Source organism: Pantoea sp. UBA7232 (genome assembly GCF_002473195.1).
In the GTDB taxonomy this organism is placed as follows: Bacteria; Pseudomonadota; Gammaproteobacteria; order Enterobacterales; family Enterobacteriaceae; genus Pantoea; species Pantoea eucrina.
This window is the reverse complement of the sequence record NZ_DKTK01000005.1, coordinates 140,159-152,090: the sequence shown is the minus strand read 5'-3', so window position 1 is coordinate 152,090 and position 11,932 is coordinate 140,159. Positions and strand designations below refer to the sequence as shown.

General features: G+C 56.5%; 13 protein-coding genes. 5 read left to right on the top strand and 8 right to left on the bottom strand.

Annotated elements, in window-relative coordinates; translation table 11 throughout:
* Positions 1 to 59 precede the first annotated feature (59 nt).
* Positions 60 to 1,814, top strand: a complete 1,755-nt coding sequence (locus B4056_RS02695; protein WP_039382173.1) for a sulfite reductase subunit alpha — start codon at positions 60 to 62, stop codon at positions 1,812 to 1,814.
* 52 nt (positions 1,815 to 1,866) lie between these two features.
* On the opposite strand, the gene sspB is transcribed toward B4056_RS02695, so the two are convergent.
* The 5 genes from sspB to zapE form a co-directional block, all read right to left on the bottom strand.
* Complete coding sequence (gene sspB, locus B4056_RS02690; RefSeq protein ID WP_039382169.1) at positions 1,867 to 2,352, bottom strand: ClpXP protease specificity-enhancing factor; 486 nt, start codon at positions 2,350 to 2,352, stop codon at positions 1,867 to 1,869.
* A gap of 2 nt (positions 2,353 to 2,354) precedes the next feature.
* On the bottom strand, positions 2,355 to 2,996 hold the full coding sequence (sspA, locus tag B4056_RS02685) for a stringent starvation protein SspA (protein WP_039382163.1): 642 nt from the start codon (positions 2,994 to 2,996) through the stop codon (positions 2,355 to 2,357).
* A 327-nt stretch (positions 2,997 to 3,323) separates the two neighbouring features.
* Positions 3,324 to 3,716: a 30S ribosomal protein S9 gene (rpsI, locus tag B4056_RS02680; RefSeq protein WP_039382160.1), complete on the bottom strand. Its 393-nt coding sequence runs from the start codon at positions 3,714 to 3,716 to the stop codon at positions 3,324 to 3,326.
* Between the two features lie 15 nt (positions 3,717 to 3,731).
* Positions 3,732 to 4,160, bottom strand: a complete 429-nt coding sequence (rplM, locus tag B4056_RS02675; RefSeq protein WP_039382157.1) for a 50S ribosomal protein L13 — start codon at positions 4,158 to 4,160, stop codon at positions 3,732 to 3,734.
* A 238-nt stretch (positions 4,161 to 4,398) separates the two neighbouring features.
* Positions 4,399 to 5,526: a cell division protein ZapE gene (zapE, locus tag B4056_RS02670; protein WP_094110669.1), complete on the bottom strand. Its 1,128-nt coding sequence runs from the start codon at positions 5,524 to 5,526 to the stop codon at positions 4,399 to 4,401.
* A gap of 189 nt (positions 5,527 to 5,715) precedes the next feature.
* On the opposite strand from zapE, the gene zapG reads away from it, so the two are divergent.
* The 3 genes from zapG to degS all read left to right on the top strand — a co-directional run bounded on the left by zapG (position 5,716) and on the right by degS (position 8,772).
* Positions 5,716 to 6,126 carry a Z-ring associated protein ZapG gene (gene zapG / locus B4056_RS02665; protein WP_094110668.1) on the top strand — a complete coding sequence of 137 codons (411 nt, stop codon included), beginning with the start codon at positions 5,716 to 5,718 and terminating at the stop codon, positions 6,124 to 6,126.
* A 109-nt stretch (positions 6,127 to 6,235) separates the two neighbouring features.
* Positions 6,236 to 7,606: a serine endoprotease DegQ gene (gene degQ / locus B4056_RS02660; RefSeq protein WP_288653753.1), complete on the top strand. Its 1,371-nt coding sequence runs from the start codon at positions 6,236 to 6,238 to the stop codon at positions 7,604 to 7,606.
* A gap of 86 nt (positions 7,607 to 7,692) precedes the next feature.
* Complete coding sequence (gene degS, locus B4056_RS02655; protein ID WP_039382147.1) at positions 7,693 to 8,772, top strand: outer membrane-stress sensor serine endopeptidase DegS; 1,080 nt, start codon at positions 7,693 to 7,695, stop codon at positions 8,770 to 8,772.
* Between the two features lie 39 nt (positions 8,773 to 8,811).
* Here degS and epmA read toward each other — a convergent pair whose 3' ends face one another.
* The 3 genes from epmA to efp all read right to left on the bottom strand — a co-directional run bounded on the left by epmA (position 8,812) and on the right by efp (position 10,779).
* Positions 8,812 to 9,789 carry an elongation factor P--(R)-beta-lysine ligase gene (epmA, locus tag B4056_RS02650; RefSeq protein ID WP_039382145.1) on the bottom strand — a complete coding sequence of 326 codons (978 nt, stop codon included), beginning with the start codon at positions 9,787 to 9,789 and terminating at the stop codon, positions 8,812 to 8,814.
* 136 nt (positions 9,790 to 9,925) lie between these two features.
* A complete protein-coding gene (locus B4056_RS02645) occupies positions 9,926 to 10,060 on the bottom strand; it encodes an entericidin A/B family lipoprotein (protein WP_039382142.1) in 135 nt (44 codons plus the stop codon).
* Between the two features lie 152 nt (positions 10,061 to 10,212).
* The gene (gene efp, locus B4056_RS02640; protein ID WP_039382139.1) at positions 10,213 to 10,779 is read right to left on the bottom strand and encodes an elongation factor P; all 567 of its coding nucleotides are present in this window, start codon (positions 10,777 to 10,779) and stop codon (positions 10,213 to 10,215) included.
* Positions 10,780 to 10,819: 40 nt separating this feature from the next.
* Here efp and epmB point away from each other — a divergent pair, with 40 nt between their 5' ends.
* Complete coding sequence (epmB, locus tag B4056_RS02635; protein WP_288653751.1) at positions 10,820 to 11,848, top strand: EF-P beta-lysylation protein EpmB; 1,029 nt, start codon at positions 10,820 to 10,822, stop codon at positions 11,846 to 11,848.
* The last annotated feature ends 84 nt before the right edge of the window (positions 11,849 to 11,932 follow it).

Genomic DNA, 11,932 nt, shown 5'->3' with positions numbered 1-11,932 from the left:
TCAGCCCGGCATTTGAGCCTTAAGAGTGAACATTACTAACAGGATTGAGTACCCGTATCATGAAGATTCCTTACATTCCTGAAGACGCACCGTTTAACGGTGAGCAGAAATACTGGCTGGCGGGTTTTCTCGCCGGTCTCCACTCGCGCCTGTTAGTGCTGGAAGATAAGCAGACGGCGCCTGCCGCTGGCGCCAGCGCAACTACGCAGCTGCACATTCTGTACGGCTCCCAGACCGGCAATGCCGAAGCGCTGGCCCAGACCGCGGCTAAAGCGGCTCGTGCCAAAGGTCTGGTCCCGGTGGTGCAGGCGCTGGGTGAGGTCGATCTCGAAGTCTTCACCACCATGCGTCATGTGCTGATTGTGACCTCAACCTATGGTGAAGGTGAGATGCCTGACAACGCGCAGCTGTTCTGGCAGGCGATTTCAGCCAGCACCGCACCGCGCCTGGAGCAGATGCACTTTGCCGTGCTGGCAATTGGCGATACCGGCTACGACGGTTTCTGCCAGGCGGGTAAATTCATCGATATGCGTCTTGAACAGCTGGGTGCGCGCCGCGTGGTGGATCGCATCGACTGCGATATCGATTTTGAAGAGCCATCCGATGCCTGGATTGGCAGCGCGATGCCGCAGTTTGCCGCCAGCGCCGGCAGCAGCGGCACCGTGCTGGAGAGCGCACCGGAAGCGCCGGTGATCCCCGGCAGCAATAAGCAGAATCCTTATGCGGCTGCGCTGACCACCAATAAACGCCTCTCTGGCGAACAGTCGGCTAAAGATATCCGCCACTTTGAATTTGATCTCAGCGGTAGCGGTCTGAAATATGAAGCGGGCGATGCGCTGGGGATTATTCCGGTCAACGACGCCGCGCTGGTCACGCTGCTGCTGACTGAGCTGAAAGCGGACTATGAAACACCGGTACCGGGCTTCGATCGCAATCTGGGCGATCTGCTGACCTATCAGTTTGAGATCGCCGAGCCGTCACGCAAGCTCATTGAGTGGATTGGCCAGCACACCGCCAACCAGGAGCTGCTGCATGTGCTGCAGCACGACGATAAAGATACGCTGGCCAACTGGCTGTGGGGCAAAGACAGCCTCGATCTGCTGCAGCTGGAGCTGAAGCGCAGCCTGTCGGTGCCGGAATTTGTGGCGATGCTGCGGCCGCTGCAGCACCGCGCTTACTCCATCTCCTCCAGCGCCAAAGCGCATCCCAATCAGGTGCACCTGACCATCGCCTCTGTGCGCTATCACAGCGGCGGACGCGAGCGTAAAGGCGTCTGTTCCACTTATCTGGCAGAGCGCGTACGCCGTGGCGAGAAGCCGGCTATTTTTATTTCGCCTAATAAAGCGTTCCGCGTGCCGGCTGATGGCAATGCACCGTTGATCATGGTCGGACCGGGTACTGGTATTGCGCCGTTTCGCGCGTTTCTGCAGGAGCGTCAGGCAACGGAAGCAAAAGGCAAAAACTGGCTCTTTTTCGGCGATCAGCATCAGGAGCATGACTATATCTACAGTGATGAGCTGCACGGCTGGCAGCAGAGCGGTCTGCTGACGCACCTCGATCTCGCCTTCTCGCGCGATCAGGAAGAGAAAATCTATGTTCAGAACCGGATGCTGGAGAAAGGCGCTGAGCTCTACGCCTGGCTGCAGGAAGGCGCATACTTTTACGTCTGCGGTGATGCATCGCGCATGGCGAAAGATGTCGACGCCGCGCTGTATGAAGTGGTACGCCAGGCTGGCGGTCTGTCCGGTGAACGTGCCGCAGCGTATATCGACCAGCTGAAGAAAGAAAAACGCTATCTGCGCGACGTCTACTGAGTGACAGCATAAAAAAACGGGCCATCAGGCCCGTTTTTTCTGCGCGAAAAGATTACTTAACGACGCGCAGTGAAGGACGTCCGCCGCGCGGCGGTGGCTCGTCATCAGGGGAATGATCCTCATCCTGAGCATCATCCGGACGATCGCCATCGATAACGGACATGACCGTCTCTTCCTGACCCGCTTCCTGATCGTCCATCGCCTGATCGTAGACCGGCTCCGGTTCGAACATGGTGCCCGCACCATTTTCACGCGCGTAGATTGCCATTACAGCAGCCATCGGCACGGAAACCTGACGCGGCACGCCGCCAAAGCGCGCGTTGAAGCGCACTTCGTCATTGGAGAGATCGAGATTGCCTACCGCACGCGGCGCAATATTCAGCACGATCTGTCCGTCGCGCGCATACTCCAGCGGGACCTGTACGCCAGGCAAATTGATATCCACCACCAGATGCGGCGTCAGCTGATTATCCAGCAGCCAGTCGTAAAATGCCCGCAGCAGATAGGGGCGACGCGCGGTGAGTTGCGACATTTCCATACTTAGCCCCGAGCCTGCAGGCGCATTTCCCGCTCAGCTTCCGTCAGTGAGGCGAGGAAGGAGTCGCGTTCAAATACGCGTGTCATATAACCTTTCAGCTCTTTCGAGCCGGCACCGCTCAGATCAACGCCCATCTGCGGCAGACGCCACAGCAGCGGCGCCAGGTAGCAATCCACCAGGCTGAACTCTTCGCTCATAAAGAACGGCGTGCGCGCAAACAGCGGCGCAATCGCCAGCAGCTCTTCACGCAGCTGTTTGCGCGCGGCATCTGCCTCAGCGCCGCTGGTGGTTTCGATGGTACGCAGCAGGCTATACCAGTCCTGCTCAATGCGGTGCATCATCAGGCGGCTTTCACCACGCGCAACCGGATAAACCGGCATCAGCGGAGGATGCGGGAAACGCTCATCCAGATACTCCATGATGATGCGTGATTCATACAGCGTCAGTTCACGGTCGACCAGCGTAGGTACGGTGCGATACGGGTTGAGGTCAATCAGATCCTGCGGCAGATTATCTGGTTCAACCTGCTCGATCTCCACGCTGACGCCTTTTTCAGCCAGTACGATACGTACCTGATGGCTGAAAATGTCAGTCGGACCAGAAAACAGCGTCATTACCGAACGTTTGTTGGCAGCGACAGCCATGAAAACCTCCAAGTTTGTTCACAAAAATATACTGCGAATAGCCAACCACACGGCGACTCACCCGATCATCAGACTCGCACACTGCCGGGCAGCGCTGATATCCGGCTCATGTCCGGAGCGGAGCGTCAGTTCAGGCCGCGGCTCGCGGGCGCAAAGTGTCAGTGAGTTTACCAGATTTTAAGCAGCTTGTGGGGCGGGGTTGCGCATTTGCGGGCAAATAGCCGGGAAAGCTCGCGTTTTTACACTGCTTTACCGGGATAACAGCCAATAAAAAACCCGCCGAAGCGGGTTTTTTGAGCCAATTGACACTGCCGAAGCAGTAAGCAATTAACGCTTGGAGAACTGAGGACGACGACGTGCTTTACGCAGGCCGACTTTCTTACGTTCAACCTGACGAGCATCACGGGTAACAAAGCCCGCTTTGCGCAGTTCTGCACGCAGAGATTCGTCGTATTCCATCAGAGCGCGGGTGATACCGTGACGGATCGCACCAGCCTGACCAGAAATACCACCACCTTTAACGGTGATGTACAGATCCAGTTTACCAACCATATCAACCAGCTCCAGCGGCTGACGCACGACCATGCGTGCAGTCTCGCGACCGAAGTACTGCTCCAGAGAGCGCTGGTTAATTACGATGTTACCGCTACCCGGCTTGATAAAGACGCGAGCGGCAGAGCTTTTGCGGCGACCAGTGCCGTAGTTTTGAGTTTCAGCCATTGCCTATAATCCCGATTAAATGTCAAGAACTTGCGGTTGCTGCGCCGCGTGGTTGTGCTCGTTGCCTGCGTAAACTTTCAGTTTACGGTACATAGCACGACCCAGTGGGCCTTTTGGCAGCATGCCTTTAACCGCGATTTCAATCACACGCTCAGGACGGCGGGCAATCATCTCTTCGAAGGTCGCCTGCTTGATACCACCGATGTGACCAGTGTGGTGATAGTAAATCTTGTCGGTACGCTTGTTGCCGGTTACAGCAACTTTGTCCGCGTTCAGAACGATGATGTAATCACCGGTGTCAACGTGCGGAGTATATTCCGCTTTGTGCTTACCACGCAGACGGCGCGCCAGTTCAGTCGCCAGGCGACCCAAGGTTTTGCCAGTTGCGTCAACAACATACCAGTCACGCTGTACGGTTTCTGGTTTAGCTGTAAAAGTTTTCATTGAAAAGCTTACCCAAATAAAAGTTACACGTTGGTGAAATCCCAAACGCTAAGTTAACGATTGAGGCTCACGCGACCATTTCGCCCAGCAAGCCCACCCCCTCAGGTAGAGTTACCGGATCACACAGCTTTCCGGGAAAAGAAATGCTGTGCTGTAACGTGGGGTCGCAAGATTATAGAGAAGTCAGATTTAAAAATCGAACCTTTTTGCGACAAAATTCACGATTTCTGGCCGGGCGTCACGGCAGATGCGGCAGCCGGAGATACTCCTCGCTCTGCATCTCCTGCAGGCGTGACAGGCAGCGCTGATACTCGAACTTCAGCCGGGTTCCCTGATAAATTTCAAACAGCGAGGTTTCCGCTGCCACCACCAGTTTGACGTGGCGTTCATAAAATTCATCCACGAGCGCCAGAAAGCGGCGCGCCTGATCTTCAGTTTTATAAATCATCACCGGTACATCAAACAGCAGCACGCTATGGAAACGCCGCGACAGCTCAATGTAGTCGTGCTGGCTGCGCCCCGCTCCGCACAGCGTCAGGAAATCAATGGCGAGTACGCCTTCATGTACTCCACGGGTGGGCATCTCCCGGTGATTGATCTCCAGCACCGGTGCATCATCGGGTGCTCCGCCCGCCAGCGCACGAAACATGCGCGTCATCTCCGCCTGTGTGGCGTCATTAAGCGGATGGTTCCACAGATGTGCTGACGTCAGCGTACGCAGGCGATAGTCGATGCCGGCATCCACGTTCATCACCTCACAGTGCTGTTTAATCTGCTCAATAGCGGGCAGGAAGCGCGCGCGCTGCAGACCGTTGCGGTAGAGATCGTCCGGCGGAATATTGGAGGTGGCGACCAGGGCGATACCGCGTGCGAACAGTGCCTCCATCAGCGTACCCAGCAGCATGGCATCGGTAATGTCGGAGACAAAAAACTCATCAAAGCAGAGGATATCGGTCTCTGCTTTAAAACGGTCAGCCACAATCTGCAGCGGATCGCTTTGTCCCTGCAGCTGCGTCAGCTCTTCATGTACCCGCAGCATAAAACGATGAAAGTGCAGCCGCAGTTTGCGATCGCCAGGAATTGACTGAAAAAACAGGTCCATGACCCAGGTTTTTCCCCGGCCGACGCCGCCCCACATATAGAGACCGCGTACCGGTGCTTCCGGCGCTGCCTTCTCTTTGCCGACCAGTCGGGAGAGGCGTCCCAGCAGGCCGCGACCGCTGTTTTCACGCGGCTGCTGACGGGCAATCAGCCCTTGCTGGATAGCGTCTAAGCGGGTTATAGCTTCACGTTGTACGTCGTCCGGGCGGAACTCGCCCTGCGACAGCGCCTGCTCATAGCGCGCAAGCGGAGATGAGGTTTGCATTGTTCTCTCAGAATCCCTGAAAAGTCCGATTCACGTGTCGGTTGCTGAAAATTAGGCCGCTCTACACTAAGCGATACAGTCCGATAGTTCCACTTCCTGCAGATTAACGGGTATAGTGACTTATAGTGAAGCTGAAGTTGAAGTTGAAGCAATGCCCTACGAAGCAACGGAAATTACACGGGAGTTATTATGACCTGGGAATACGGGCTGATTGGTTTAGTGATTGGCATTATTGTCGGCGCAGTCGCTATGCGTTTTGGCAACAAAAAATTGCGCGAACAGCGCAGCATGCAGTATGAACTGGAAAAATCAAAAGCGGAGCTGGCAGATTATCGCGAAGAGCTCACCAACCATTTTGCCCAGAGCGCAGAGCTGCTGGACAATATGGCGCGCGATTACCGCCAGCTTTATCAGCACATGGCAAAAGGATCCAACGATCTGCTGCCTAATCTGCCGGGTGAAAAAAATCCGTTCGCCTATCAGCTGACGGAAGCGGAAGCGGATAACGATCAGGCGCCGGTGCAGATCCCGCGCGACTACTCTGAAGGCGCTTCCGGGTTACTGCGCGGCAGCGATCGCACTACCCCGCCCCGCAGTTAATCTTTTCAGGGCACCGCCTCATGCGGTGCCCTTTTTGTTTCGAACACTTGCAGTAAACGATTGTCACACTTTCTGTACTCCCCTATTCGCAGCGAGAGCCTGATAACCCATGAAAAAACAAACAAAACTATTAAGCGCACTGGCGCTGAGTATCAGCATGAGCCTGGCCGCAACGTCAGGCGCGATGGCCGCGCTTCCGGCACAGATTCAGGGGCAGGCGCTGCCAAGCCTGGCACCGATGCTGGAGAAAGTGCTGCCGGCGGTGGTCAGCGTACACGTTGAGGGCAGCGACAGTGGTCAGCAGGCGCAGGAGATCCCGGAACCGCTGAAGCGTTTTTTCGGCCAGGCGCCCGGTCAGTCACAGCCCCAGCCGTTTGAAGGCCTCGGTTCAGGCGTCATTATCGATGCGGCAAAAGGCTACATTCTGACGAATAATCACGTTGTAAACGGCGCGGACAAAATCAGCGTCCAGCTCAGCGACGGCAACGAATATGATGCCAAACTGATTGGCCACGACGAGCAGACAGATATCGCTCTGATTCAGGTTGAAGGGGCTAAGAACCTGACGCAGGTGAAAATCGCCGATTCTGATGCGCTGAAAGTCGGCGACTTTGCGGTAGCCATCGGTAACCCGTTTGGTCTGGGTCAGACAGCCACCTCCGGGATCATCTCGGCACTCGGCCGCAGCGGTCTTAATCTTGAAGGACTGGAGAACTTTATTCAGACGGATGCGGCGATTAACCGCGGTAACTCCGGCGGCGCGCTGGTCAACCTGAACGGTGAGCTTATCGGTATTAATACCGCGATTCTGGCATCAAGCGGCGGCAATATTGGTATCGGCTTTGCCATCCCCAGTGATATGGCGATTAACCTGGCGCAGCAGCTGATTCAGTTCGGCGAAGTGAAGCGCGGTCAGCTGGGTATCAAAGGCACCGAGATGACGGCGGATATTGCGAAAGCGTTTAACGTTGACGCGCAGCGCGGCGCATTTGTCTCTGAAGTGTTGCCAAAATCGGCCGCGGAGAAAGCGGGGATAAAATCGGGCGACATCATCACCTCTATCAACGATAAGCCGATCGCCAGCTTCGCCGAGCTGCGCGTTAAAGTAGGCACCACGCCGCCAGGCCAGCAGGTGAAAATCGGTCTGCTGCGCGACGGTAAGCCGGTCAGCGTGACCGTTACGCTGGAGCAGAGCGCGCAGAGCACCGCCAGCGCGCAGCTGATGTCTCCTGCCCTGCAGGGCGCGCAGCTGAGCGACGGCACCACCAAAACAGGCGATAAAGGCGTTAAAGTCGACGCCATCGAAAAAGGCACGCCGGCTGAGCAGGTCGGTCTGCAGAAAGATGATGTGATTGTGGGCGTAAACCGTACCCGGGTGCAGAGCCTTGCCGAGATGCGTAAAGTGCTGGAGGGCAAACCGCCGGTGCTGGCGCTGAATGTGGTACGCGGCGACGAGAGTATCTACCTGCTGCTGAGATAATCCCCCCGACAGGCGGACAAGCAGGTGTGTGTCCGCCTTTCTCATGTTATTCTGCCCTGCGATCTCACCTGGCTTGAAATAACACCATGTTTCTTAAACTTTTGCGTGCAGTGGTGATGGGCCTGATCGTAGCAGGCTTGCTGCTTGTTGCGATCCCGGCGCTGCGGATGGGCAGCGACGTCACTTTTGATCATGAAAGCAGCGCTGACGAAACCCCTTTCAGTTTTAATCCGGGGGTGCGCCGCGCCGTGCCCGCCGTAGTCAATGTCTACAACCGCAGCGCCCACGGTAACAATAATCGCGGTATCACCACGCTCGGCTCGGGTGTGATCATGAACGCGAAAGGGTACATCCTTACCAACAAACACGTTATCAATAACGCCGATCAGATCATCGTGGCGCTTCAGGATGGCCGCTTTTTTGAAGCGACCCTGGTGGGCTCCGACGCCATGACCGATTTAGCCGTGCTCAAAATCAGCGCCTCAGGCCTGCCGGTTATCCCCATTAACCCTGCGCGGCTGGCGCACATTGGTGACGTCGTGATGGCGATTGGTAACCCTTATAACCTCGGGCAGACGGTCACACAGGGCATTATCAGCGCGACCGGGCGCGTCGGCCTGAGCTCTTCCGGCCGGCAAAATTTTCTCCAGACCGATGCCTCAATTAATCAGGGTAACTCAGGCGGCGCGCTGATCAATTCGCTGGGCGAGCTGATGGGTATCAACACGCTGACCTTTGATAAAAGCAACGACGGAGAAACACCGGAAGGCATCGGCTTCGCTATTCCTACCGCGCTGGCGGCCAAAATCATGGATAAGCTGATCCGCGACGGGCGGGTGATCCGCGGCTATATCGGCATTACCGGACGTGAACTGCCGCCGCTGCACGGCCAGGGCAGCAATCTCGATCGCGTACAGGGTATTATTGTTAACAGCGTCGCGCCGGGCGGTCCGGCCGATAGCGCCGGGATCCAGGCCAACGATGTGCTGCTGCAGGTTAATGGCAAGCCTGCGCTCTCCGCGCAGGAGACGATGGATCAGGTGGCGGAGATCCGCCCCGGTTCAGTGATTGATGTGCAGGTGCTGCGCAATGAGCAAAAAATGACGCTGCCGGTTACGATCCAGGAGTTTCCGGAAGCTGCCGCACCCGTCACCACCGCCCAGTAAGCCGCGGCGCCAGCCGGCGCCGCGCTTAACCTGACGTTCTCAGCTTCTGTCGACCGGAAACGCGATCACATCGCTCAGCGCGCTGGCTTTCAGCGCCAGCATAATCAGGCGATCCACGCCCAGCGCCACGCCGGAACAGGCTGGCATACCATGCGCCAGGGCATCCAGCAGATAGTGGTCAATCGGATGCTGCGGCAGCCCGCGCGCCGCACGACGACGGTTATCCTGTTCAAAACGCTGACGCTGCTCACGGCTGTCGGTCAGCTCGCGAAAACCGTTCGCCAGCTCAACCCCTTTGTAATAGACCTCAAAGCGTTCAGCAACGCGATGATCTTCCGTGCTGATCTCCGCCAGCGCAGCCTGACTTGCCGGGAAGTGATAGACAAAGCAGGGTTTGTCGTTGCCAATTTTCGGCTCTACGCCCAGCATAAACAGCAGCTGCAGCAGCGTATCGCGATCCTCTTCACGCTGCGCCAGCTCCCCCTCGCCGAGCTTTGTCGCGGCTTCGCGCAGCTGCGTTTTATCCGCAGAGAGCGGATCAATCTCCAGATGACGGATAAACGCCTGCTGATAGGAAAGGGATTCTGCAGTGTCGCACTCCAGCACCTGCTGCAGCAGATCGTCCACCTCGTTCATCAGGCGATACATATCGTAGTGCGGGCGGTACCACTCCAGCATGGTGAATTCAGGATTGTGATGACGCCCCGCCTCTTCATTACGGAAGCAGCGACCCATCTGGTAGATCGGCCCGCTGCCAGCGGCCAGCAGCCGTTTCATATGGTATTCCGGGCTGGTCATCAGCCAGAGATCGCGGCCTTCGCTGGCGCCGGGTCCGACAAAACGCGTCTGAAACGGCACCAGATGGATATCGGTAATGGTGGCCTGGCTCATCGCCGGGGTATCCACTTCCAGCACGCCGCGATCGGCAAAGAAACGCCTGATTTCCGCCAGAATCGCGGCGCGTTTCAACAAATTGGCAATGGGTGCGCTCGGCTGCCAGCTTGCCGTTTCGCTCATGGTGATGACTCCTCATACAAATAAGGGGTGGAAGTCTACCCGGAACAGAAGCAGCAAACAACGAGGCGTAGCGGAAGAGAAGCTGGCAGATCAGAGGAAAAGAAGAGCGGTGCGAAAGCTTTCGCACCGGCAGATTTTACTGGGTGCTGCGCTGAATTGCCTGACCACCCGCTTCGACATCTTCACCGACGCCGCGCGTGGTGTTACAGCCGCTCAGTACCGAAGAGAGCACCAGCACAGAGAAAATTGCGACAATACTTTTCTTAAACATAGCCATATCCTTGTTGGTTGCAGTAAAAGTACAGCTTTTAAAGCATAGTCCGCTTCTGCAGCCCTGGTAGCTAAGTCCCTGAAAAATTCACGCCGCCGGCGCGTTTCGCGGGCATAAAAAAAGGCGCATCACAGATGCGCCTGATTTAGTGCTTATTTTACGCGGGAAACGTATTCACCCGAGCGGGTGTCAACTTTCACCACTTCGCCAATCTGAACGAAGAGTGGCACTTTGATGACTGCGCCGGTCGACAGGGTCGCTGGCTTGCCGCCGGTTCCGGCGGTATCGCCTTTCAGGCCCGGATCGGTTTCAGTGATTTCTGCTTCGATGAAGTTTGGCGGCTGAACGGCAATCGGTTTATCGTTCCACAGGGTTACGATACACTCTGCGTTGTCCTGCAGCCACTTGGTCACGTCATCCAGTACTTTGGCTTCAACCTGGTACTGTTCAAAAGACTCAGGGTGCATAAAGTAGAAGAAGTCACCGTCGTTGTAAGAGTACTGCAGCGTCATATCACGAACGTCTGCGCCTTCGGCAGAGTCGGTAGATTTGAAGGTCTTCTCAACGCGAGAACCGGTCAGCAGACGACGCATTTTAACGCGTGCGAAAGCCTGGCCTTTACCCGGTTTTACGAATTCACTGGATTCGATGGCATACGGTTCGCCTTCGAACATGATTTTAAGACCGGAACGAAAATCGTTGCTAAGATAAGTCGCCATAAAGGCCCTCTGTAGATATTAACTGGTAATAGCCAAAAAAATGGCACACATTGTAACCCTAAATTCCCCTGTCAGAGAAGATTGGTTGCAGCAACTTGCTGATGTTGTCACCGATCCTGCTGAATTACTGCAACTTTTAGGCCTCGAACATCATCAGGAATTAGCTGCCGGCCACGCTGCACGCCAGCTTTTTGCCCTGCGCGTGCCGCGCGCCTTCATTCAGCGCATGCGCCACGGCGATGCCGGTGACCCTCTGCTGCTGCAGGTGCTGACCAGCCGCCAGGAGTTTACCGATGCGCCGGGCTACACTACCGATCCGCTCGATGAGCAGAGCAGCGTGGTGCCGGGCCTGCTGCACAAGTATAAAAACCGCGCGCTTCTGCTGGTCAAAGGGGGCTGTGCGGTAAACTGCCGCTACTGTTTCCGTCGTCACTTTCCCTATCAGGATAATCAGGGCAACAAGCGTAACTGGCAGGCGGCGATCGACTATATTGCCGCGCACCCGGAGCTGGATGAGATTATCCTTTCCGGCGGCGATCCGCTAATGGCTAAAGATCATGAGCTGGCCTGGCTGATTGCGGCGCTGGAGCAGATCCCGCATCTGAAGCGACTGCGTATTCACAGCCGGCTGCCGGTGGTGATCCCGGCGCGCATTACGGAAACGCTGTGCCAGCTGCTGGCTGGCACCCGCCTGCAGGTGCTGCTGGTAAGCCATATCAATCACGCGCAGGAGATTGATGAGGCGCTGCGCGCGCGTCTTCAGCTGCTGAAGCGATCGGGCGTGACGCTGCTGAATCAGAGCGTGCTGCTGCGCGGCGTTAATGATAATGCGGATACGCTGGCTGAGCTGAGTAATGCGCTGTTTGATGCCGGCATTCTGCCCTACTATCTCCACGTACTCGACAAAGTTCAGGGCGCTGCCCACTTCTTTGTTTCAGACGCCGAAGCGCGCACGCTGATGCGTCAGCTGCTCAGCCGGGTCTCCGGCTATATGGTGCCCAGACTGGCGCGTGAGATTGGCGGTGAGCCGAGCAAAACCCCGCTGGACCTTCAGCTGCGTCAGGAGTAACGCTCGCTCTCCGGTGCGCATGAATGCGCACCCTACAAAGACGTGCCGCAATTGATGCGCACTCTGCAAACAGACGTGCCGCAA

Bases quoted from the DNA above. Each gene is read 5' to 3' on its own strand.
- B4056_RS02695 (WP_039382173.1), top strand. From the start codon at position 60: ATGAAGATTCCTTACATTCCTGAAGACGCACCGTTTAACGGTGAGCAG.
- sspB (WP_039382169.1), bottom strand. From the start codon at position 2,352: ATGGAAATGTCGCAACTCACCGCGCGTCGCCCCTATCTGCTGCGGGCA.
- sspA (WP_039382163.1), bottom strand. From the start codon at position 2,996: ATGGCTGTCGCTGCCAACAAACGTTCGGTAATGACGCTGTTTTCTGGT.
- rpsI (WP_039382160.1), bottom strand. From the start codon at position 3,716: ATGGCTGAAACTCAAAACTACGGCACTGGTCGCCGCAAAAGCTCTGCC.
- rplM (WP_039382157.1), bottom strand. From the start codon at position 4,160: ATGAAAACTTTTACAGCTAAACCAGAAACCGTACAGCGTGACTGGTAT.
- zapE (WP_094110669.1), bottom strand. From the start codon at position 5,526: ATGCAAACCTCATCTCCGCTTGCGCGCTATGAGCAGGCGCTGTCGCAG.
- zapG (WP_094110668.1), top strand. From the start codon at position 5,716: ATGACCTGGGAATACGGGCTGATTGGTTTAGTGATTGGCATTATTGTC.
- degQ (WP_288653753.1), top strand. From the start codon at position 6,236: ATGAAAAAACAAACAAAACTATTAAGCGCACTGGCGCTGAGTATCAGC.
- degS (WP_039382147.1), top strand. From the start codon at position 7,693: ATGTTTCTTAAACTTTTGCGTGCAGTGGTGATGGGCCTGATCGTAGCA.
- epmA (WP_039382145.1), bottom strand. From the start codon at position 9,789: ATGAGCGAAACGGCAAGCTGGCAGCCGAGCGCACCCATTGCCAATTTG.
- B4056_RS02645 (WP_039382142.1), bottom strand. From the start codon at position 10,060: ATGTTTAAGAAAAGTATTGTCGCAATTTTCTCTGTGCTGGTGCTCTCT.
- efp (WP_039382139.1), bottom strand. From the start codon at position 10,779: ATGGCGACTTATCTTAGCAACGATTTTCGTTCCGGTCTTAAAATCATG.
- epmB (WP_288653751.1), top strand. From the start codon at position 10,820: ATGGCACACATTGTAACCCTAAATTCCCCTGTCAGAGAAGATTGGTTG.